Source organism: uncultured Clostridium sp. (assembly GCF_900547735.1).
GTDB lineage: Bacteria > Bacillota > Clostridia > Lachnospirales > Lachnospiraceae > Otoolea.
Genome location: NZ_URHZ01000016.1, coordinates 1 through 22783, shown reverse-complemented (window position 1 = coordinate 22783; position 22783 = coordinate 1). Strand labels below are relative to the sequence as shown.

The window sequence follows — 22783 nt, the reverse complement described above, 5'->3', positions numbered from 1 at the left end:
GTTTAAGCGCCGGATTTTTATGTTATCCGGCGCTTTGATGTTTCTTTTTTTCTATTTTTTCTATCGCCCTGCTTTTTCCGCCCTTTTTTGTCACCCTGCTTTTTCCGCCGCGCCTTCTCTGCCGTCCTGCCTTCCATTTTATCCGTCATTGTGTATTAATGTGTTCTCAATGTAGAATATTGCTGCCAATGGATCAACATATATGTATTAAACACGCTAGCCGGCTTTCCTGTTTTTCCATTTACAGAATATTGCCGCTACGATCGTGCTGATTGTTGTAGCCACCAGTGCGGGCCCCACAATTGCCGTAGGGTTGATGCTGCCATATTGAGTCCTGTATGCAATCATGTTGATTGGGATCAGTTGCAGAGAAGATATGTTGATAATCAGGAATGTGCACATCTCATTATTGGCAACTCCCCTCGGAACTGATTTTTTTCCTTCCCGTCTTCTGTCTTCCTCCAGGTTTTCCAGCTCTTCCATTGCCTGCAGGCCGGCCGGCGTCGCAGCCCAGCCAAGTCCCAGCATGTTGGCAATCATATTGGCGGAAATGGATTCCAGAGAAGGATGCCCCTTGGGGATCTTCGGAAAGAGAAATCTCAGAATGGGGGTCATTTTCTTTGATAACTGCTCAATTAGCCCGGCCCGCCTGCCAACCTCCAGAATTCCGGTCCAGAATGACATGACGCCGAGCATCGTAATGCAGAGAGTCACAGCCTCCCTGGCCGAATCCAGAGCGCCGGTGGTCACGAGAGCCAGATTGCCGTGCAGAGCCGCCCATATAATTCCAACAAGCATCATAAATGCCCACAGATAATTCAGCATGAAATATACTCCCTGATACAGTCGATTGTTATTAATGTATGTGCCACAGCAGACAGATATTCCGTGCGAAAAAGGCCGCGGGGCAATAGACATTTCTCCGGCTCTGTGTTACTATAAAACAACCAGTCAGAATAAATCTGAACATTCTTAAATTCCTGCAGTCTCTGCAAATCATTTCTTAATCTCAAAACAACTTCATATGGGAGGGATTCTATGGAAAATTCTAAAAATCATATCACTGACTTCGATAGTCGCATCACCCGCTCCGGAAATCAGATTATTGGCCCCGAAAGCCGTGGCACAAACACCGGAAACCGTCTTACAAATCCTGAAAATCACCCTACGGACACTGAAAGCCGCCTTACAAACAGAGAAGTAAAATCCAGCGCATTTACAGCATTTTTCAGCGACCCCGAAAACGCGGCCAGGCTTTATTCGGCCCTGGACGGAGCCGATATGGTGCGCCCGGAGGATATTACATTTACCACTCTCAGCGGGGTACTTTTTATGGCCAGAAAAAATGACATGGCGTTTACAGTGAAAAACAAAGTATTAGTAATCAGTGAACACCAGTCCACAGTCAATGCGAATATGCCGCTTCGGGACGCTATTTATTATGGCCGGACGATGGAAAAGCTCATTGAGCCCAGGGCACTTTACCGGACAGGCCAGATTCCGGTTCCCACTCCCGAATTCTTTGTATTCTATAACGGAAGCAAAGATTTCCCCGGTGAAAAAATCCTTAAACTTTCCGACGCCTATCTTGAAAAAGCCGATCCGCCTATGTTAGAATTAATTGTAAAGGTAATCAATATCAATCTGCCGGTCAGCCACCCAATTCTGGAGCGGTGCAGACCGCTTTATGAATATTCCTTTTTTATACAAACTATAAGGGATTACATAAATAAGGGAAAAAACCGCGATGAGGCCATTATTCAGGCCATGGCGGACTGCGAGCGTGTAGGTATTATGACTGATTTTCTGAAGGAGCATGGAACGGAGGCGGTGAATATGCTGTTTACGGAATTCAATATGGAAGATGCGCTGGATGTGAGGTTTGAGGAAGGGCAAAAGGAAGGTCTTAAAGAAGGAATTAAAGAGGGAATTAAAGAGGGAATTAAAGAGGGAATTAAAGAGGGGCAACTTCAGGGTAAAAGGTTAATGCTTGATCTGGTAAACGCCATGATTAACGATCACCGTACGGCAGAATTGGCAAAACTGCAGAGTGAGCCTGACTTTCTCGCTGAAATGATGGAATACTATCATCTAAACTAACCTTATATTGAAACGTGAGAAATTACATTATTCTAAAATTGGCAAAAGTTTAATCAATGGAAAAAGAGGTCACGATGCGGCCATTATTCAGGCCATGGCAGACTGCGAGCGTGTAGGTATTATGACTGATTTTCTGAAGGAGCATGGAACGGAGGCGGTGAATATGCTGTTTACGGAATTCAATATGGAAGATGCGCTGGATGTGAGGTTTGAGGAAGGGCAAAAGGAAGGTCTTAAAGAGGGGCAACTTCAGGGTAAAAAGTTAATGCTTGATCTGGTAAACGCCATGATTGACGATCACCGTACGGCAGAATTGGCAAAACTGCAGAGTGAGCCTGACTTTCTCGCTGAAATGATGGAATACTATCATCTGTAATAAAACCACTAGAAAACAGGATGCCATTTACATAACCGTACCGGCATCAAAAAAGAGAAGCAGGCGGAAGTCGCTCTTCCATCCCTGTTTCTCTTTGTGTCTTTACCATCTGAAAATTTCATTGCTTCACTACATTCTCCCGCCATTTTCCCGACAGATAGAACCAGATAATAAGTATCAGGCTCTCAAAGGAAGCTATCGGGGCTCCCAGCCCCACTCCGGTTAATCCCATGTCAAAGACCATGCCGAATAAAACGGAAGCCGGAATTCTCAGGGCCAATGCGGACATTACGGAATTGATCAGTGAGAATGTCGTATGGCCGGATGCAATAAACAGACCGTTTATCGAAAAGCAGAGGGGTACAAACAAATAGTCAAAACTGAATGTCCTGAAATACTGGATCCCACTCTGTATCATGTCAGGATTACTGTCAAACAGTTCCAGAATCTGTCTTGGGAACAACTGCACCAGGATAAAAATCAGATAGCTGCACCCTACCGCTATCAGCGTACCCGCCTTGCAGGTTTTTCCGGCACGTTCCCATTGCCCGGCTCCGATGTTTTGTGCACACATTGTGGCAATGGAGCTGCCCATTGCAATGGCCGGCATGATGGCAAACCCATTGACCTTTCCCACCACACCTACGGCCGCCGAAGCATTCACCCCGCCGATCGTATTGACAAGTGTTGTAATAATCAGGAAGGAAAAGCTGGTAATTCCATTTTGAATCGCCGCCGGAAGTCCGATTTTAATGATCAGTGAAAGCTTTTCTTTGTGAAACTTGAATGAAGACGGCTTAAAATCGAAAATGAAATCATTCCTCACCATGTAGATGATACAGAATATCATACTGGCCGCCTGTGATATGACCGTTGCCACGGCGGCTCCAAACGCTCCCATGCCGAATACCGCCACCAGCAGAAGATCCAGAAATATATTGGTTACGCAGGCAATAAGAACAAAATAGAACGGTCTTTTACTGTCTCCCATTCCCCTCATAACCGCGCTCAAAACATTATAGCCGAAAATAAATATGACACCGGTTACAGTCACAGTCAGGTAACGGCTGGCCTCCTCGAAAGATTCAGCCGGTGTGTTGATCGCGTGAAGGACCTGATTCTTCAGAAACAGCATCATAATCGTTATGACAATGGCCGCAGCTAACAGTGTACTCATCAGGGTTGCTACCGTGTCCTGCATATCTTCTCTCTTTTTGGCCCCCAGATACTGAGCCACCAGCACCGTTCCGCCCGAACAAAGCCCCACCACAATATTAGTCAGGATAAATGTCACCTGTCCGCCAATATTTACCCCGGACATGCTGGCCGTTCCGCTGAAATTACCTACAATCAGCATGTCCGCCACGTTGTACAGTGACTGAACAATACTGGATATCAGAAAGGGAATTGCAAACATAATAAGCTGCTTTACCACATTTCCCTTAGATAAATCATTTTCAAAATGTCCCATTTTTTCCTCCGTACATGCCCTCTGCAAATGCCTGGGGGCATTTTTTATATCTCTGCCAATAATATCACAGGAAAAAAGGAAATTCAATATCCCGGCAGACCGTAGCTGTCTGAACCATCCCCCGGCTTTACCGAACCTTAAATACGAAACTGCATTTTTTCCGTTTCTATGCATTGTGAAACGAATTACAGTGTACAAGGTAAGTACTGACACTCGAACCGCATCGAACTCTTGCCATTTTGGTATAGATGAATTAAAATATTCTGGTACGGATTGCAAGATACTCCTTCCGTATCCTGCCGGCCTTCAAAGACAGAGGGCCCGGTTTACCACCATCAATTATCAATTGCAGACTCAAATGTATCTGCAGAAAAGGAAAAAACCATGAATCAATCCCAGGATTTAAAAAGACTTCTGGAATCCGTTGATCACAAAAGCTATCCCGCCTATAAATCTGCTCAGGGTTCCTATGATTTTAAAGATTATATTTTATCAATCGACCATGTTCAGGGTGATCCGTTTGCCTCCCCCTCCAAGGTCAGTGTGTTTGTTCCCCGTAAAATAAACGCATTTCCCTCCGAATATAGCGACAGGCCATGGAAGAAAACCGCCCTGGAGGATTATTTACTGCGCTGTTTCAGCCAGGAAATCTCCCGTTTTAATTTCAAGGCCAAAGGCTCCGGCAAAAGCGGCCTTATTGCTACCAGCAGGCCGGGGCAGGAGGTTTTGGAGCGCACGGCATGCGAGTGTACGGACAGCGGAATCACAGCGCGTTTTGAGGTGGGCTTTCCGGCCTTTGGCAGGACTATCAACTCGGGCGAACTGATTAAAATACTGTTTGATTTTCTTCCCGGCTGCGTCAGGAATGTTTTCATTTATAAGAACAGAGATCCGAAACAGGTCCGCAGCGTGATCGAACTCGCGGAGGATCAGGAATTTATACGGAATGAACTGAAGCGGCTTAACCTTGTCTCATTTGCCGCCGACGGCTCCGTGCTGCCCAGAGAAACCGGTATTTCGGATCGGCCAATGAAGGGCAGCGTCCCGTTTATCTCTCCCGCTTCTTTAAGCATCACTCTTAACCTGCCGCACCATGGCCCAATCCGCGGCATGGCGGTCCACAGAGGAATTACCCTGATAGTCGGAGGAGGCTATCACGGCAAATCCACCCTGCTGAAGGCTCTGGAAAACGGCGTATACAATCATATAGCCGGAGACGGGCGCGAGTATGTGATAACGGACGAAACCGCGGTTAAACTGCGTGCCGAGGACGGACGGAGCATCAATAATGTGGATATCTCCCTGTTCATCAATGATCTGCCGAACGGCAGGGACACCTCCCGCTTCTCCTCAGAAGACGCCAGCGGCAGCACATCGCAGGCAGCGGCCGTCATTGAGGGAATCGAAGCCGGAGCGGCGGCATTCTTGATCGATGAGGATACATCCGCCACAAACTTCATGCTCCGGGACGAACTGATGGAGAAGATTGTGAGCCGTGATAAGGAACCTATCACTCCATTTATTGAGAGGGCCCGGGAACTCTATGACAAAGCCGGAATATCCACTATACTGGTGGCTGGAAGCTCCGGCGCCTACTTCTATATCGCCGACACGGTAATCCAGATGGACTCTTACCGCCCCTGCGATATTACGGAGCAGGTTAAAAAGGCCTGCGATGAATACCGTGCCTCCTCAGCTCCCGCTACGACGGCACCCGGATTTAATCTGCCCGCTGCCAACAGGAAACTGATATGCAGGAACAGCGGCTCCAGTTCCAGCGGGCGAAGAGATACCGAGCGCAGGGAAGACTTCAGTGAAAGCTGGAGAAATGGCAGCGACGACCGCAGTGAAAACCTGAGGGGCGGCAGAGATAACCGCAGGGAAGACCAGAGAGACGGCAGGGATGACCGTAGTGACAGCCGCAGAGGCGGCAGGGATGACCGTGGTGACGGCCGCAGAGGCGGCAGGGATGACCGTAATGACAGCCGCAGAGGCGGCAGGGATGACCGTGGTGACGGCCGCAGAGGCGGCAGGGATGACCGTGGTGACGGCCGCAGAGGCGACGACAGAATCAAGGTCAAAGTTTTCGGTAAGGATTCCTTCCAGGTTGCAAAAGAGCCGGTTGATCTCCGGTTTGTTGAGCAGTTGGCCGACAGTGAACAGACCTCAGCTCTGGCACAGATGGTCCGGTTCTGTCTGGAACGCGATCTGCTGTCACGTTATACCCTGCAGGAAACCGTGTCCCTCCTTATGAAGGAATACGAGAAAAAGGGACTGGCGGCATTTAACAGCTCCTCCTATACGGCAATGGGATTATGCATGCCCCGCATACAGGAAATTTACGCATGTCTTAACCGTTTCCGGGGATAAAAACAATATACAGGATACAAAAGACATGGGAATCACCAAAAAGCCTCCACTGGACAACACCAATGGAGGCTTTATTTTAATCGGCAATGAAAGCGTCTTCACCGTCAATAATTGTACGTTCTACACGAACATTTCTTATATTTTCTGCAGAAATCTCATAGAGGTTCTCAGACAAAACCACCATATCGGCCAATTTTCCAACCTCAAGGGAACCTTTTATCTGCTCCTCAAAGCTGGCGTAGGCCCCGTTGTATGTATGCATCCGCAATGCTTCTTTTATATTAACCCTCTGACATTGGGAAACTTTTTTGCCGCTGCACGTCACACGGTTGACCGCCTCAAAAATACCAAAGAGGGGATCGGAACTGGTGACCGGGCAATCGGAGCTTCCGGCAGCGACAACGCCATTGTCGAACCATGTGCGGCAGGGAAACATTGAATCGATCCGTTTACCGTAGTTTATCACATAGCCATCACCGAATTCATAAAAGAAAGCTGGCTGGGGGACAACAACCATGCCCAGTTTTTTAATGCGCTCTACCAGATTTTCATTGATAAAGCCGCAGTGCTCAATCCGATGCCGGTGATCCGTCCTGGGGGTATCCTCCAAAGCCTTTTCGATTGCCGTTACCATCACATCCACAGCTCGGTCGCCCACGGCGTGGACGGTACACTGATAGCCGGCCCGGTTGGCTTTAATCATCATGCGTTCCACCTGCTCCGAGGTATAACAGAGAATGCCCGTATCACCGGGACGTGAATCATAAGATTCAAACATGGCTGCGGTGGGGGCGCTCGTGGAGCCGTCAATCATCAGTTTAACCGGACCGATACGGAAATGTTCGTCGCCAAATCCGGTTACGATGCCGCATTTGATGTAATCGTCGATAAACTGTTCACAGTCGATAAAGGTGAATAAAACAGCATAGATGCGGTTTTTGATCCTGCCGCTCTGCACTCCTCTCCGCATGGCCCGCATCTGTGGATATCCATAACAGCCGGCTACATGGATCGATGTGATGCCCTGACGGATTAGAGTGTCCGAGGCGCATGCCATAGCATCTTGAAGCATATCCTCTCCGGGCATAGCCACCTTTAAAAGATTGTTGTGCGCAGCCTCTTTAAGCGTCCCGGTTATGTGTCCGTCAATTTTTTCAATCAGTCCCCCCTCTGGTGAAGGCGTGCCGTCGGATATGCCGCCAAGACGGAGCGCCATTGTATTATTGACGGAAACGTGGTAACAGGCTCTCGTAATCATGACCGGATGATCCGTTGTCGCCTGATCCAGTTCTTCACAGGTGGGCATCCGTTTTTCAGCCAGCTTCATTTCGTTAAGGCCCCAGCCCCGGACCCACTCGTTCTTCGGGGTATTCTGCGCCTGCCTGCGAATCAGCTCCACCACATCTGCGATGCATGTGGCCCGACGACAGTCGGCGGATACCTGCCCCATCCCAATCTGCCCCAGGTGAATATGGGAATCAATAAATCCGGGAGCCAAAGCTCTTCCTTTTAAATCAATTATTTCTGCCTCGCCACCGGAATACTTCATGGCGTCTTCCCGCGTGCCGACATATTTAATGAGCTTCCCCTGTGTTACCAGTGCTTCGGCCACGCTGTCATTCTTGTCTACGGTAAGAATGTGTCCGTTCAGATAAATTCTTGTATGATCCATTCTATTGTTACGCTCCTTATATACCAGTATTACTTCTTACGGCAGTGACTGCCGTGACGGTAACCGGTGTTGATTATAAATTGATTACTGCATCAATTTTCTTTGCACGGATAGAATCCTTGTCCCTGTCGGGAACAAGCAGTGAGACGATTACGGTAGCCGCCAGGGTCAGTGATATGACATTGATGTACCACGGAAGAGCGCCCGGCCACTTAATAACAGACAGAGACAGTACATTTAAGACCGCAGATACAATCAGCCCGGCTTCAACGCCGCGGCGGCTGATTCCCTTCCACAAAAATCCAAGAATAAAGGGAGGGAAGGTCGCCGACATCAGGGTTCCCCAGCCGAAGGTTCCCAGGATAGCAACACTCTCACTGGCGTAAAGGGAGTAGAATATTGCGCCAAATCCCATTGCCAGCATAGTGATACGCGACACCTTCAACTGCGTTTCGGGTTTAAAGTGAACGCCGAGAGCAGACGGAAGGTCTTTCGACAGACAGATTGCAGAGGTCGAAAGGTAAAGTGAGGCTGAGGACATCGAAGCGGCTAAAACCGCGGTGTAAGCGGCAATCTGGACTCCCAGCCCGCAGTAATCGGCAAAGACGAAAATCGCGTCGTCTGCTTTGGCCAGAGGCTGGATTTTCCCCGATGCAACCAGATAAAGGACGCCGTAACCGATGAACACCGAACCGGCGGCGACAATAATATGGCTCAGACAGTTGATGATTGCGGTTTTGGGTACATCCTTGGGGTCCTTCAGCGCATACATTCGGCTGATACACTGGGGCTGGCCGATTGTGCCGACTATTGGAATAAAGATCCATGCAAAACAGGTAGCCTTAGCGCTGGTTCCCCAGGCGTTTAACAGGTCGGGAGAAAATGTTTTCGTAATACTTCCATCCGTCGAGGTGACCGTTCCGGCTGAAGCGACGGCTTCCATAACGCCTCCCATACCGCCGGTGGTAACCAGCACCGCAATCAGCAGCACAACTACGGCGACACACATAACGACTCCCTGATAGGCCTGGGTGAGCATACCTCCAATCTCTCCCGAGAAAGACATATAAAGGGCAACCACCGAGAAAATAACCAGGCCGGATACAATCTGGCTCCATCCCATCAGATGGCTGAGCATCGCAGCGCCTGCAGTGATTTGTGAAGAGAGGTAAGCCAGACAGCCCAGCATCAGTACAAATGACATAAATCCTTTGATCACACGACTATTTGCAAATCTCAAATCCGTTAAATCGCCGAGGGAGGAAACCGGCCCAAGCTCCGCCATGCCGCGCACTTTCTTAGCCAGGAGCAGCATGGCAAACGCACCGGCGCAGGATGTCAGCATCCAGAGAGCCATAGAGGTTCCGTTCGCGTAGACGAGACCGTTTACGCCCACCAGGGCAAATGCACTGACCGTACCCGCCATAACGGACATGCCGGTTGAAAAAGGCCCAAACTGCATGGTCGCCCCAAAATAGTCCTGGTTGCTTTTCAGTTTTTTCATGCCGAGCCATCCAATTACAAATGATGAGAGAATAATCGCAATTGCAACTCCAAGAATAATAATCGTATTAATGTCCATTCTGTCCGACCTCCTTTTGTTCCTGTACATTCAATTCTTTTATTAATCTCACAAATTCATCCCAGTCTTCCGAAGACATCCAGTCACTTTTATTCACGCGCCATCCAAGAAGAAGCGTCAGAAGGCCACCAAACCAAAATCCGCCGATAATGCAGGCAAGGGACGGATGAAGGCCCAGAATCAGGGGAGGAACCACGCCCGCATAACTATCCGCAAAATATGCGGCACAGACAAATGCGGCAATCCAGACGACCGCCCAGGCTAAAATCGGATAAACAAAAAATCTTTGTTTCAATACTCCTTTGTTTGCTGCGCCGAGCATCAGGTAGCATCCCATAATGAAAACACTGAGAATAAGACAGATTAAATAGTTTTCATTTTTCCAACCGAGCACTGTAATAGCGCACCATAAAACTGTGGATAGAATGATAAGATATTTTTTTAAGTAGGTAATTTGCAATTTTTTTCCTCCTTATGTGTTTGTTATCGTGTTTCCCTGTTTATTTCAATTGTGTGGCCAACAACAATTTCAAGAATAAAAACAAAAAAATGAACTTCCGCTGCCTGTATTTCCGGTAAAAAAGGCGCAAAAAAATAGGCTATCCTCAATAGCTGCCTGAAAACGGCATTTTACCTGTTACAGCTCATCCGGAATATCCCCGTTTAAATTGCTCGGTATCCCTCCGGGTATGAAATATAACTTATAAAAACATAAGATGTTGTGTCAGTTGTTCCCACATCTTATGGTAGACTATCGAATATAACCTATCGTATGTTTATTCGTTTTTAACTGCAATATTTGCTTTTATTTCCAGAGCCATTGACTCCATAAACGTGTTGATGACATCCTCAAATATATCTTCACCAATTTCATCCCGGTGGTAAGTCAGATAGCTGAGAGAACGCATCATTCCGGAAAGGATCCGTGAATCCATCTTCAGTTCGTAATTGCATCCGGGTGACCAGCTGTTAATCAGTTCCTCCAGAACTGATTTATTCAGTTCACTGAACTCTTTCAACCCCTGAGTTCCATATTTATCACTGATATGTTTCAGGGTTCCACGCTGGTATATAATGCTTAATACGGGACTGCCCAGTAAGTTCTTTCGGTTATCCCTGATATAGGAAAGGACAATTTCAGCAATATCGCCGCTATATCCCTTATATTTTTGCAGTAATTCCTCTTGCAGCCTACGCCATTCTCTGGCATAAACATCGACGAAAAGCTCTCCTTTTGATTTATAAAACTGATAAAAAGTTCCTTTTCCGATGTCTGTTGCCTCAGTAATATCGGCAATCGTAATTTTTTCAAATCCAAAACGCACAAATAATTCTTTCGACTTCTCAAGAATCAGTTGCTGTATCTGGTTTCGTTCTTCAGGAGAAAACGGTTTCGGCATATGCCCTCCTCTTTCTTATGCATCGTCTAATTATTGGATAATTACAATAATTTTACCACTTAGAGTATGCAAAAGCAAGTAAGGCATTCTGTGACCAAAATACCATTTCGTTCACTGTTCATATATTAGCATACAAACAATTCGTCGTCAATATACAAAAGGGCTAATACAACGACCGGTTCTTAGTAAGATATGCACAAAAAGAGGAGGGATTCGGCCAAAAAAAGCCAAACGGTACAGGAACGGATTTCGCTCTGGTAAAGCATAATCCGTCCCTGTACCGTTTGGCTTTCTCAGCTAAGTACGTCTGTCTACTGTATCATCAATCCGTCGGGCAGTTCCCTCTCCGGCCGGAGCCGAAACTACTCCGTTACGGCTCCGGCCTGTTCGCCGCCGCACAGCTCCTGCATCACCTCATGCACCGTCACAATCTTATCGGCTCTCCATGCATTGCTTCCGCAGAAAATCAGGGCATTCTCCTCATCTCCGCTCACCGCATTGACAAGGGCCTTTGTAATGCAGTATGGTATCTTCGCCTGGTCACATTTCTCCAGGCAGCGGTAACAATGAGTAATCGCCTGCTTTCCTTTTTCCACTTCTTTCAGGAAATGGTTCCTGATCGCACGTCCCGGCATTCCAACCGGACTCTTTACGATAATGATATCCTCTTCCTTTGCATCGAGATAGGCCTGCTTATATGCCATCGGCGCATCGCACTCTTCCGTGGTCACAAAGCGTGTGGCAACCTGGACACCGTCGGCTCCCAGTTCAAGCTGGTGCATCACATCCTCATGGGAATAAATGCCCCCTGCCGTTACTACCGGGATCTCTTTTTCATATTTCTGTGCATATTCTTTGACGAGGGCGATAATCCCCCTGATCTCGTCATCATACTCCGCTTTTTTAAATGTATCTGCGGCGTGCTCCGTGTCGGCTCCCAGATCATGAAGTTTATCCCTGTCAAAACCGAGATGGCCGCCTGCCAGAGGTCCCTCCACCACTACCAGATCCGGGGCCGTCTTATATTTCCTGTCCCACATCTTGCAGATGACCATGGCAGATTTTACGGAAGAAACGATGGGCGCGATCTTTGTCGCGGAACCCTTTACATACTCCGGAAGGTTGATGGGAAGTCCCGCTCCGGAAATAATCAGATTCGCTCCCGCCTTTACCGCCGCCTTCACGTATTCGGCATAATTGCGGGTGGCAACCATGATGTTGAATCCTATGATCCCGTCCGGCGATATCTCCCTCGCCTTCTTAAATTCCGTTCCGATGGCCCTTAAGTTGGCCGCCTGGGAATCCTCGGCAAAATCCGGCTCCCGAAAACCAATCTGCGCTGTGGATATAATTCCCACTCCGCCTTCCTTTGCCACGGCTCCCGCCAGAGAAGAGAGGCTGATGCCTACTCCCATCCCGCCCTGAATAATAGGAAGTCTTGCCGTCAGCTCACCTATTTTCAACGGTTTTAAATTACACATTCCATGTCTCCTATCCTGTTTCTGAAGTAATACCGTCAACCGCCGCTAACTCGGGGTTTTACGAAAAACAATGTTAAAATCGACCGTTCACTTCATGTCGGCATCCTGTTCCATTTTGCCGGGTCCGCCCCATTTATAAACGGTGACAAGGTATCAACTGTGAACTGTACCAGCAGTAACTTAAAAGCCTCTGAACCTGTCGTATCTCTGACTGATTATCTCTTCAGGGGTCATGATTTCGCAGGTTTTAAAGAACTCTCTCATATGGCGGTCGATGATTTCCCCGACTATCTCCGCAGTCTCTGCCGTAGCAGGCAGATCCTCGGCTATGATGCGCTCCACAAGCCCCAGCTCATAAAGATCCCTGGCTGTCATCTTCATCACTTTCGCCGCCTCGCTCGCCCTCTTGCTGTCTTTCCAGAGAATCGAAGCAAATCCCTCCGGCGACAGGACGGAGTAAACGGAGTTTTCCATCATCCACACTTCATTGGCTACGGCCAGGCCCAGCGCCCCGCCGCTTCCGCCTTCGCCGATTACAATGGTCAGAATCGGAACCTTTAAATCGGACATTTCAAACAGGTTTCTTGCGATGGCTTCGCCCTGTCCTCTTTCCTCCGCTTCCAGCCCGCAGAACGCTCCCGGCGTGTCTACGAAGCAGATGACCGGACGGTTAAATTTCTCTGCCTGTTTCATCAGGCGGAGCGCCTTTCTGTAACCTTCCGGGGAGGGCATTCCGAAGTTGCATTTCAAGTTATCTTTGGTGGTTTTGCCTTTCTCCTGTCCGATTACCGTCACCGGCATACCGTAGAAGGTTGCAATCCCGCCAAGCACCGCACCATCGTCGCCGTAATAACGGTCGCCGTGCATTTCCATAAAATTATCAAATAAAACGCGGATATAGTCACTGGCCACAAGGCGGTCGCCGCTTCTGGACTTCAGCACCGTCTCCCATGCATCCTGCTGCCGGTTCGTTATCTTATCCAGCGTCTTCATCCTCATCTCGCCCGAGAACGGCGCAATCGGTCCCCGCGGTTTTCCCGCTGCAAGGCCTGCCGCCTCCCTGGCACAGATTCTCGCAGCCGACTCGCGTTTACGCTCGTCTTCGTCCATATCCTTCCGCCAGCTCTTCTTTCCGCTGTGCATCCGGAGAATCCGCGCAAGCGCCTCTTTCTGGTCCTTACGCTCTACAATCCGATCCACAAACCCGTGTTCCAGTAAAAATTCGGCTCTCTGGAATCCTTCCGGCAGTTTCTGGCGGATTGTCTGTTCGATCACCCTTGGGCCTGCAAAACCGATCAGGGCCCCCGGCTCCGCAAGGATAATGTCACCCAGCATGGCAAAGCTGGCCGTCACGCCTCCCGTTGTCGGATCGGTCAGTACGCTGACATAAAGCTGGCCCGCATCGTGGTGGCGCTTGAGGGCAGCCGAAGTTTTCGCCATCTGCATCAGGGAAACAAGACCTTCCTGCATCCTGGCCCCGCCCGAAGCGGCAAAGATAATGACCGGAAGCTTTGCGCAGGTAGCGCGTTCCACGGCTCTGGTGATTTTTTCACCTACATTGTGGCCCATGCTGCTCATCAGGAATCTGGAATCGCAGACCGCAATCACGGTATCCTGTCCGTAAATCTTTCCCTGACCCGTAATGACGGCTTCATTGAGGCCCGATTTCTCCTTCGCAGCCCCAATCTTCTTCTCATATCCCGGGAATCCGAGAGGATTTACGAATTCCATTTCCTTATCCCATTCCTCGAAGGTTCCCTCGTCTATGAGCATTTCAATACGCCTGTGGGCATGGATACGGAAGTAACCGCTGCACTTGGGGCAGACATAAAAATTATTCTTAACATCCTCTGTATAGATCGGACGGCCGCATTTGTTGCATTTGCGCCATAATCCTTTCGGGATATTGGGTTCTTCCCCGTTTTCCGGCTGGTCTTCCCCGTTCCTGTCCGCATATTTTGTATCGATTAAGGTATACGTTTTCTTAAACATATCTCTTAACATAGGCATTCTCCCCTTCTTAGACGAAAATTTTTATTTGCACTTTTATTGTTACTATTTACGTTACTGTTCACAGGTAATGTCCCGCGAGGCGTTTTCGCGCGTATCTTGCGTGAAAATTCCGAGTTACACGGCGCGAAACGGCACTTTTTGCCGTTTCTGCGCATCGCGAAGCGTGTTATTGTTCACAGCGCAATGCGGTGTGAACAGTAATCTATTTACAGTACTGAGGGAAATAACGCGGAATAAAGTCCGTGTCAACCTCCCCGCTCTGGTAGGCCTCACTGCTCATGATTTCATACTGGAAATCCAGGTTGGTCTCGATTCCCTCGATGATCAGCTCGCCGAGGGCGCTGCGCATCTTGGCAATGGCGGACTCCCTGTCTTTATCGTAAACGATAAGCTTTAAGAGCATGGAATCATAGTTCGGCGGAACCATGTAATCATTGTAAATGGCGGTGTCAATCCTGACTCCTCTTCCTCCCGGCACATGGACGTTGGTAATGCGCCCCGGACACGGCATGAAATTCTTTTCAGGATTCTCCGCATTAATGCGGCATTCGATGGCATGGCCTCGGATGACCACATCGTCCTGGGTAAAGGAAAGCTTCTCTCCCGCCGCTATTTTAATCTGTTCCTTTATCAAATCCATATCCGTGACCGCTTCCGTGACCGGATGCTCCACCTGGATACGGGTGTTCATTTCCATAAAATAAAATTCTTTGCTCTTATCCAGCAGGAATTCAATGGTTCCCGCATTGACGTAGCCTACGGCCTCCGCCGCTTTGATTGCGGTTTCACCCATCCGTTTCCTCAAGTCGGCCGAGATGGCGACGGAAGGTGATTCTTCCAATACCTTCTGATGTCTTCTCTGGATCGAGCAGTCGCGCTCGCCCAGGTGGACCACATTGCCGTATGAATCGGCCAGAATCTGGAACTCAATATGCCTTGGCTGTTCAATATATTTTTCGATGTACATGGTGTCGTCGGAAAAACCTTTGACGGATTCCATCTGGGCCTGGTTAAAGTTGGCCTCAAAATCATCCGCTCCCCGGGAAATTCTCATTCCCTTCCCGCCTCCTCCGGAGGACGCCTTGATCATAACAGGAAAACCGATGGCCTCTGCCATCTTAAGCCCTTCCGCTGCTGCAAAAACGGGCTCCTTGCTGCCCGGAACAACCGGAACTCCGGCCTCCATCATGGTCTTTCTGGCTTCCGACTTGTTGCCCATCTTATGGATAATCTCTGCGGACGGCCCGATAAATTTAATATTGCACTTTTCGCACAGCTCTGCAAAGCGGGCATTCTCAGAGAGAAAACCAAAGCCCGGATGAATCGCATCCGCTTTCATCGCCACGGTGGCGGAGATAATTCTCTCCATATCCAGATAGCTCTCCGTAGATGCGGCCGGCCCGATACAGATGGCCTCGTCGGCCAGAAACGTATGGAGCGCATCCCTGTCGGCTTCCGAATAAACGGCTACCGTTTTTATTCCCATTTCCCTGCAGGCCCGGATGATCCGAACTGCAATCTCTCCCCGGTTTGCGATCAAAATCTTATTAAACATCGGCCCTCACCTATCCAATCATAAATGTTAATTCCGCTACAACGGCAACCTTGCCGTCCACCGTTGCGGTTGCGCTGCCGATTCCCACCGGCCCTTTGCGCTTGATAATATGGCATTCCAGCTTGAGTTTATCGCCCGGAATTACCTTTTTCTTAAATTTCGCACTGTTGATTGCCCCAAAATAAGCGACCTTGCCCTTATTCTCTTCCTGGCTTAAGATAGCCACCGCTCCGACCTGTGCCAGCGCCTCCACGATCAGCACGCCCGGCATAACCGGTTCCTGCGGAAAATGGCCTGCAAAAAACGGCTCATTGTAAGTAACTGATTTATATCCTACCGCGCCTTCACCCGGTGTCACTTCCTCGATACAGTCGATGAGGAGGAACGGATGACGGTGAGGAATGATTTCCTGGATTTCTTTGATTCCTAACATGTTTTACCTTCTTTCCGGGACAATGCCCGTGAATCGTAACAGTTCAGACAGCATGAACTGTTACCGTGAATCACTTATTCCGGTCTGTTTATTTGTTACTGCCTGTGAACAGTAACGTTTATTTAATCCTGAACAACGGCTGGCCGTACTCCACAACTTCTTCATTGTCTACGAGAACCGCCTCTACAATGCCGTCATATTCGCTCTCGATCTCATTCATCAGCTTCATTGCTTCGATGATACCGAGTACCTGGCCCTTCTTTACCGTATCGCCTACGCCGACAAATGCGCCCGCCTCGGGTGACGGTGAATTGTAGAACGTTCCCACAAGGGGGGATGTCACAACCTTATCGGAACCGATGGAACCCGGCTGGGCTGCCGCGCCCATGCCCTGTACTGCCTCGGCGGCTGAAAATACGGGCTGTACCGCCAGACCGGCCAGCGATACATCCTGGGACACTGCCGTTCCGGGTGCCATTACGGTCTGAACCGCAGGAGCCGATACGGTGACAATCTCTTTTTCTTTTTTCATGGAGATCTTAGAACCGTTCTCCTCCAGGACAAAGCTTGTAAGGCCGTGTTCGGAAACTGCCTCGATTAACTTTATAATATCATTTATTTCCATATTGAACCTCATTCTATCTCTACATCTCTGATTTATATCCGTCTCCGTCAGGCGTATCTCTGCCGCCGGACGGGCATATCCTGTATCATATTCCTGATTCTTAAATTCCTGTAGGATTCTATTCCTCAAATTTCTTTACAATCAGGCTGGCGTTATGACCGCCGAAGCCCAGGGAGTTGCTGATGGCGTAATTAACGTCCATCGATACGCCCTCACCCATGGTGTAATCCAGATCGCAGCCCTCGTCGGCTTCTTTTAAACCGGCCGTTGCGTGGACGTAATTTTCCATAACGGATTTCACGCAGGTGATAAATTCCACACCGCCTGCCGCACCCAGAAGATGGCCGACCATGGATTTGGTAGAATTCACTTTTACTTTATATGCATGTTCGCCGAGCGCCAGCTTGATGGCCATCGTTTCAAAAAGGTCATTGTGGTGGGTGCTTGTTCCGTGAGCGTTGACATAATCGAGCTGCTCCGGATTAATGCCTGCGTCATTCATTGCAAATTCCATTGCCTTCGCGGCGCCGCTTCCGTCCTCTGCAGGAGAAGTGATATGGAAAGCATCGCTGGTGGAACCATATCCGACCAACTCGGCCAGAATCACCGCCCCTCTCTTCTGCGCATGTTCCAGTGATTCCAGAACTACTACGCCGGAGCCTTCTCCCATGACAAAACCGTCGCGGTCTTTGTCAAACGGTCTGGATGCCGTCTGCGGATCCTCGTTGGAGGAAAGAGCAGTCAGAGCGGTAAATCCCGCCACGCCAAGAGGTGTGATACATGCCTCGGCGCCGCCTGCCACCATCACATCGGCCTCGCCGTGCTGGATGGAGCGGTACGCCTCACCGATGGAGTGTGTTCCCGTTGCACAGGCAGTTACCACGTTGATGCTCTTGCCCTTTAACCCGAACTGGATGGAAACATTGCCTGTCGCCATATTGCTGATCATAAGCGGAACGAGAAGCGGGTTTACGCGGCCCGGACCCTTGGTCTGAAGTTTTGTATATTCTCTCTCGATCGCCTGAAGGCTGCCGATACCGGAGCCGATGCTGATGCCCACCTTATACGGATCCTCTTTTTCCATATCCAGTCCTGCCTGTTTGATTGCCTGTGAGGCCGCCGCTACCGCGTACTGGGAAAAAGTTTCCATTCTCCTGGCCGCCTTTGGGTCCATATAGTCTTTCGCATTGAAATCCTTTACCTGGGCGGCTACCTTAGCCTTATAATCCGCCGTGTCAAAATATGTGATTGGCCCAAAGCCGATTTTCTTCTCTTTCAGCCCTTCCCAGAAGGACTCCACATCATTGCCGATTGGGGTGATGGCACCCATTCCTGTTACAACTACTCTTGTCATATTGCTCATAATCCGACCGCCTTTCTCGCTATACCTGCAAACCTACATTGCCATTCCGCCGTCTACGCAGATAACCTGGCCTGTAATGTATCCCGCCTTATCGGATGCCAGAAATGCCGCCATATTCGCCACATCCTCTGTTTTTCCGAATTTCTTTAACGGAATCTGCGCTCCCATTGCCTCTTTCACACTGTCCGGGAGTACGTCCGTCATCTCTGTTTCAATAAATCCCGGCGCAATCGCATTGACCGTAATTCCTCGGCTTCCCAGCTCGCGCGCCACCGACTTTGTAAGTCCAATCACGCCTGCCTTGGATGCGCAGTAATTTGCCTGGCCCGCATTGCCCATTACGCCCGATACGGAAGAAATATTGATAATGCGTCCGCCCTTCTGCTTTAACATCTGGCGGGACACATGTTTCACACAGTTAAATGCACCCTTTAAGTTGATATCAATCACGGAATCAAATTCTTCTTCACTCATCTTCATCAGCAGGTTATCTTTTGTGATTCCCGCATTGTTTACCAGAATATCGATTCTCTTATATTTTCCAATGACATATTTGAGGAATTCCTCCGCCTTTGCGTAGTCGGACACGTTGCACTGAACCGCCTCCGCCTGGCCGCCTGCCTCACAGATTTCCTTTACCACTTCCTCTGCCTTCGCAGCGGAGCCGTTATAATTAACAATTACGGTTGCGCCTTCTTTTGCCATGGTCAGGGCAATCTGTCTGCCGATTCCGCGGCTGGCGCCCGTCACAACTGCAATTTTACCGTTTAACATCCTAACGCCTCCTTTACCTTCTCAATGTCTTCCAGTTTTTCTATATTCATCGCTTTCACGTTTCTGTCGATTTTCTTCATGAAACCGGTCAATGTCCTGCCCGGCCCAATCTCTATAAATGTATCCACTCCGTCTTCCAGCATCTTTCTGATACTCTGTTCCCAGCGCACCGATGAGGATACCTGTTTCTTAAGGAGCGTTTTCACATCCCGGCTGTCCGTGACGTATTCCGCCGTCACATTGGCCACATAAGGGATAACCGGCGTATGTACTTCCACCTCTTGAAGCACTCCGTATAACTTCTCCCCCGCTTCTTCCAGCAGATAGGAGTGGAACGGACCGCTTACATTTAACGGAAGAACCCTCTTGGCTCCGGCCGCTTTTAATTTTTCCGCCGCTTCTTCAACCGCCTCTTTTTTACCGGATATTACAATCTGGCCCGGGCAGTTGTAGTTGGCAATCTGAACGCCGCTGATATCGGCAATCACTTCTTCAATTTTCCCCGCATCCATGGCCAGTACGGCAGACATAGCCCCGACTCCCGCCGGAACCGCCTCCTGCATCAGGATTCCTCTCTGCCTTACTGTCCGGATTGCGTCTTCAGTTGACATAACGCCTGCCGCCACCATTGCAGGGTATTCTCCCAGACTTAAACCGGCCGCCACATCGGGTTTGATCCCCGTCCGCTCCATGAAAACCTTCATCATAGCGATGCTGGCCGTAACCATAGCCGGCTGTGTGTACTCCGTGATATCCAGTCTGTCATTTTTTTCAAAGCAGAGCTCCTGCATGGAAAATCCGAGTATTTCGGATGCCCTGTCAAAAATCTCTTTTGCGTCGTTCGTCTGCTCATAAAAGTCCTGACCCATACCACAGGCCTGCGCTCCCTGTCCCGGGAAAATAAATGCAATTTTGCTCATAGCGTTACCTCGCTCCCAACTTATCCTTACTTACTTTTTACTGATTTTCCATCCGCCGCTTCGCCTTACCTCCGGCATCCGGGCGGTAAAAAGCCGCTCTGTACATTTTCTGCCGCCGCCTTCTCATCAGGCGGCGGAAAAAAGGCCCCGGAGCGTGCTTCTTATCTTTATTTTCTTCCCAGCAGTTTTTCTGTCTCAGCCATCATCTCATCGATCATCTCTTTACAGGTCTGTTCTTTCTTTACCATTCCTGCAATCTGGCCGGCCATAACGGTTCCGGTCATGATATCACCTTCCATTACGGCGTTCCTGAGGGAGCCCATGGTCAGGTATTCCAGTTCCTCGAAGGACTTTCCTTCCTGCTCAAGTTTGATATATTCCCTGGTCATCTTATTTCTGAGGCCTCTCACGGGATGGCCATGGCTGCGTCCCGTAACCGCCGTATCGATGTCCTTTGCCTTGATAATCCTGTCCTTGTAGTTCTGATGGGCAATGGATTCCTTTGCCACTACAAAGCGCGTTCCCATCTGGACCGCTTCGGCGCCCAGCATAAATGCTGCTGCGATCCCTCTGCCGTCCGCGATTCCTCCGGCTGCAATCACCGGGATGGAAACAGCGTCCACTACCTGGGGAACCAGGCTCATCGTCGTCTGGTCGCCGATATGGCCGCCGGACTCTGTGCCCTCTGCCACTACCGCATCGGCTCCGCCCTTTTCCATCATTCTGGCAAGGGCCACGGAAGCAACAACCGGAATTACCTTAATTCCTGCGTTCTTCCACATTTCCATATATTTGCCCGGGTTTCCGGCTCCGGTTGTAACAACCTTGACGCCTTCCTCCACAACCACCTTTGCCACTTCATCGGCATAGGGGCTCATCAGCATAATATTTACACCGAAGGGCTTATTCGTCAATGCTCTGGCTTTTCTGATCTCATCACGGATTACCTCTCCCGGAGCGCTTGCGCCTCCGATGAGTCCAAGACCTCCTGCCTCTGAAACGGCAGCCGCCAGATTATGTTCTGCCACCCAGGCCATTCCGCCCTGGATAATCGGGTATTCAATCCCTAAGAGTTCTGTCACTCTTGTTTTCATTATGCCTCAACACCTTTTTCTTTTAAATAGTTCATTACGTCGCCAACGGTTAAGAGATTCTGTAAGTCTTCTGCCGGAATTTCAACGGAGTATTCATCTTCGAGCGCCATTACAAGCTCGAACAGATCCAGTGAATCTGCGCCAAGATCCTCTTTAAATGTGGAAACCTCTGTAATGCTCTCCGCATCTACGCTTAACTGGTCTGCAATCATCTCTTTCATTCTTTCTAACATAGCTCTTTGTCTCCTTTTACTATTTCTTATTTTTGATATTGTTTCTTTATTATAAAGCCATTCAGCCGGCCCGGCCGGTCCGAGGCTTTTTACCTTACCATTCCAGAAGCATGGCTCCCCAGGTGAGTCCCGCGCCGAAGCCCGATAAAACGATTTTGTCACCGCGCTGTAAACGGCCGTCCCGGTTCATCTCGTCTAAGAGTACCGGAATCGATGCTGCGGACGTATTGCCGTACTGATCCAGGTTGACGGGTATCTTTTCCATCGGAATCTTCAGTCTTCTGGAAACAGCCTCCAGGATCCGGATGTTCGCCTGATGAAGCACGAAATAGCGGATATCCTCCTGAACCAGACCGTTATCTTCCATAATTTGTTTCGTAATCTCCGGCACCTTGCGGACCGCGAATTTGAAAACCTCCTGGCCATCCATCTTCATAAAACCGAGTTCCGGTTTTACCTTCGTCAGGCAGTTACCGAGACTTCTGGACTGGCATTCCAGTACCCAGCCTTTTCTTCCGTCGCTGCCTACCAGGGTGTCTATCAGGCCTTTCTCATCGGCCCTCACTACTGCGGCTCCGGCTCCGTCGCCGAACAGGAAACAGGTTCCCCTGTCCGTCCAGTCCAGTACCTTGCCTAGGGTCTCCGCGCCAATCACCAGGCCTGTCTTGTAAATACCCGACTGGATAAATCCCTGTACAATGTGCATGGCATAGATAAATCCGGAGCAGGCCGCAGTGATATCAAACGCAACCGCGTTCAGCGCCCCAACCGCCGCCTGTACGTCCGTCGCCGCGCTGGGGAAGCTCCTGTCCGGTGAGGAAGTAGCCAGAACGATGATTTCAATCTCCTCCGGGGCAATGCCCGCATCCTCGATGGCTCTCTGAGCCGCCTGGACCGCCAGGGCCGATGTGCCCTCCTCGGTGGATATCCGGCGGTAACAGATTCCGCTCCGCTCGCGGATCCACTCATCACTCGTGTCGATATACTCCGTTAAGTCTGTATTTGTAACAATATTTTCCGGCAGATAAGAGCCGGTTCCGATTATTCTTGAAGTCATATTTTATCCCCGATTTACTGTTGGTTTCAAATGCTTTGATATTCAAACTATTCACAGTGTATCCAATCTGCTTCTGTTTGTCAAGAATAAGTTTTCGCGAAACTATGTCGAATATAGGGATTTAATTGAGATGCGAGGACGCCTCTGTAAGACGGCGGACGGGGTGGTGGGAGGTTGGATATGAGTCTTCAGTCCCGGTTTATAGGTTGTGGTGAGGGGGAATCCGGAGAAAAAAATTCCTGCGGGGACTCGCTCCCGCTTGTG

20 protein-coding genes are annotated in these 22783 nt (G+C 49.5%); 3 read left to right on the top strand and 17 right to left on the bottom strand.

The features are described 5' to 3' along the window. Positions 1-216: 216 nt before the first annotated feature. Positions 217-825 (bottom strand): nucleoside recognition protein, encoded by a 609-nt coding sequence (locus QZT18_RS07195; RefSeq protein WP_294146057.1) that lies wholly within the window; start codon positions 823-825, stop codon positions 217-219. A gap of 213 nt (positions 826-1038) precedes the next feature. On the opposite strand from QZT18_RS07195, the gene QZT18_RS07190 reads away from it, so the two are divergent. Both QZT18_RS07190 and QZT18_RS07185 read left to right on the top strand, forming a co-directional pair. Further along, complete coding sequence (locus QZT18_RS07190) at positions 1039-2100, top strand: hypothetical protein (protein ID WP_294146054.1); 1062 nt, start codon at positions 1039-1041, stop codon at positions 2098-2100. 163 nt (positions 2101-2263) lie between these two features. Further along, a complete protein-coding gene (locus QZT18_RS07185) occupies positions 2264-2476 on the top strand; it encodes a hypothetical protein (protein ID WP_294146053.1) in 213 nt (70 codons plus the stop codon). A gap of 118 nt (positions 2477-2594) precedes the next feature. On the opposite strand, the gene QZT18_RS07180 is transcribed toward QZT18_RS07185, so the two are convergent. After that, a complete protein-coding gene (locus tag QZT18_RS07180) occupies positions 2595-3947 on the bottom strand; it encodes an MATE family efflux transporter (protein ID WP_294146050.1) in 1353 nt (450 codons plus the stop codon). 384 nt (positions 3948-4331) lie between these two features. Here QZT18_RS07180 and QZT18_RS07175 point away from each other — a divergent pair, with 384 nt between their 5' ends. After that, on the top strand, positions 4332-6317 hold the full coding sequence (locus QZT18_RS07175; RefSeq protein WP_294146045.1) for an ABC-ATPase domain-containing protein: 1986 nt from the start codon (positions 4332-4334) through the stop codon (positions 6315-6317). Between the two features lie 76 nt (positions 6318-6393). Here the strand turns inward: QZT18_RS07175 and QZT18_RS07170 are convergent, their stop codons facing one another. The 15 genes from QZT18_RS07170 to QZT18_RS07100 form a co-directional block, all read right to left on the bottom strand. Continuing rightward, positions 6394-7989 (bottom strand): amidohydrolase, encoded by a 1596-nt coding sequence (locus QZT18_RS07170; RefSeq protein WP_294146043.1) that lies wholly within the window; start codon positions 7987-7989, stop codon positions 6394-6396. Between the two features lie 73 nt (positions 7990-8062). Continuing rightward, positions 8063-9571, bottom strand: a complete 1509-nt coding sequence (locus QZT18_RS07165) for a sodium:solute symporter (RefSeq protein ID WP_294146041.1) — start codon at positions 9569-9571, stop codon at positions 8063-8065. Then, complete coding sequence (locus tag QZT18_RS07160) at positions 9561-10031, bottom strand: hypothetical protein (RefSeq protein WP_294146039.1); 471 nt, start codon at positions 10029-10031, stop codon at positions 9561-9563. The genes QZT18_RS07165 and QZT18_RS07160 overlap by 11 nt, the downstream gene beginning before the upstream one ends. 316 nt (positions 10032-10347) lie before the next feature. Then, complete coding sequence (locus QZT18_RS07155; protein WP_294146037.1) at positions 10348-10971, bottom strand: TetR/AcrR family transcriptional regulator; 624 nt, start codon at positions 10969-10971, stop codon at positions 10348-10350. Positions 10972-11333: 362 nt separating this feature from the next. Next, positions 11334-12452, bottom strand: a complete 1119-nt coding sequence (locus QZT18_RS07150; protein WP_294146035.1) for a nitronate monooxygenase family protein — start codon at positions 12450-12452, stop codon at positions 11334-11336. A 180-nt stretch (positions 12453-12632) separates the two neighbouring features. Then, a complete protein-coding gene (gene accD, locus QZT18_RS07145; protein WP_294146033.1) occupies positions 12633-14456 on the bottom strand; it encodes an acetyl-CoA carboxylase, carboxyltransferase subunit beta in 1824 nt (607 codons plus the stop codon). Between the two features lie 211 nt (positions 14457-14667). Next, positions 14668-16020, bottom strand: a complete 1353-nt coding sequence (locus QZT18_RS07140; protein ID WP_294146031.1) for an acetyl-CoA carboxylase biotin carboxylase subunit — start codon at positions 16018-16020, stop codon at positions 14668-14670. Positions 16021-16030: 10 nt separating this feature from the next. Further along, positions 16031-16453: a 3-hydroxyacyl-ACP dehydratase FabZ gene (gene fabZ, locus QZT18_RS07135; RefSeq protein ID WP_294146029.1), complete on the bottom strand. Its 423-nt coding sequence runs from the start codon at positions 16451-16453 to the stop codon at positions 16031-16033. A gap of 118 nt (positions 16454-16571) precedes the next feature. Then, complete coding sequence (accB, locus tag QZT18_RS07130; protein WP_294146027.1) at positions 16572-17078, bottom strand: acetyl-CoA carboxylase biotin carboxyl carrier protein; 507 nt, start codon at positions 17076-17078, stop codon at positions 16572-16574. Positions 17079-17196: 118 nt separating this feature from the next. After that, the gene (gene fabF / locus QZT18_RS07125) at positions 17197-18441 is read right to left on the bottom strand and encodes a beta-ketoacyl-ACP synthase II (RefSeq protein ID WP_294146024.1); all 1245 of its coding nucleotides are present in this window, start codon (positions 18439-18441) and stop codon (positions 17197-17199) included. A 33-nt stretch (positions 18442-18474) separates the two neighbouring features. After that, positions 18475-19215 (bottom strand): 3-oxoacyl-[acyl-carrier-protein] reductase, encoded by a 741-nt coding sequence (gene fabG, locus QZT18_RS07120; RefSeq protein WP_294146022.1) that lies wholly within the window; start codon positions 19213-19215, stop codon positions 18475-18477. After that, positions 19209-20135 (bottom strand): ACP S-malonyltransferase, encoded by a 927-nt coding sequence (gene fabD, locus QZT18_RS07115; protein WP_294146020.1) that lies wholly within the window; start codon positions 20133-20135, stop codon positions 19209-19211. The genes fabG and fabD overlap by 7 nt, the downstream gene beginning before the upstream one ends. Positions 20136-20302: 167 nt before the next feature. Continuing rightward, positions 20303-21229, bottom strand: coding sequence for an enoyl-[acyl-carrier-protein] reductase FabK (gene fabK / locus QZT18_RS07110; protein ID WP_125141715.1), 927 nt, complete (start codon positions 21227-21229; stop codon positions 20303-20305). Continuing rightward, entirely contained in the window at positions 21229-21462 is a 234-nt protein-coding gene (gene acpP / locus QZT18_RS07105; RefSeq protein WP_125141714.1) for an acyl carrier protein, read from the bottom strand. The genes fabK and acpP overlap by 1 nt, the downstream gene beginning before the upstream one ends. A 94-nt stretch (positions 21463-21556) precedes the next feature. Continuing rightward, on the bottom strand, positions 21557-22519 hold the full coding sequence (locus QZT18_RS07100; RefSeq protein WP_294146014.1) for a beta-ketoacyl-ACP synthase III: 963 nt from the start codon (positions 22517-22519) through the stop codon (positions 21557-21559). Positions 22520-22783: the final 264 nt, after the last annotated feature.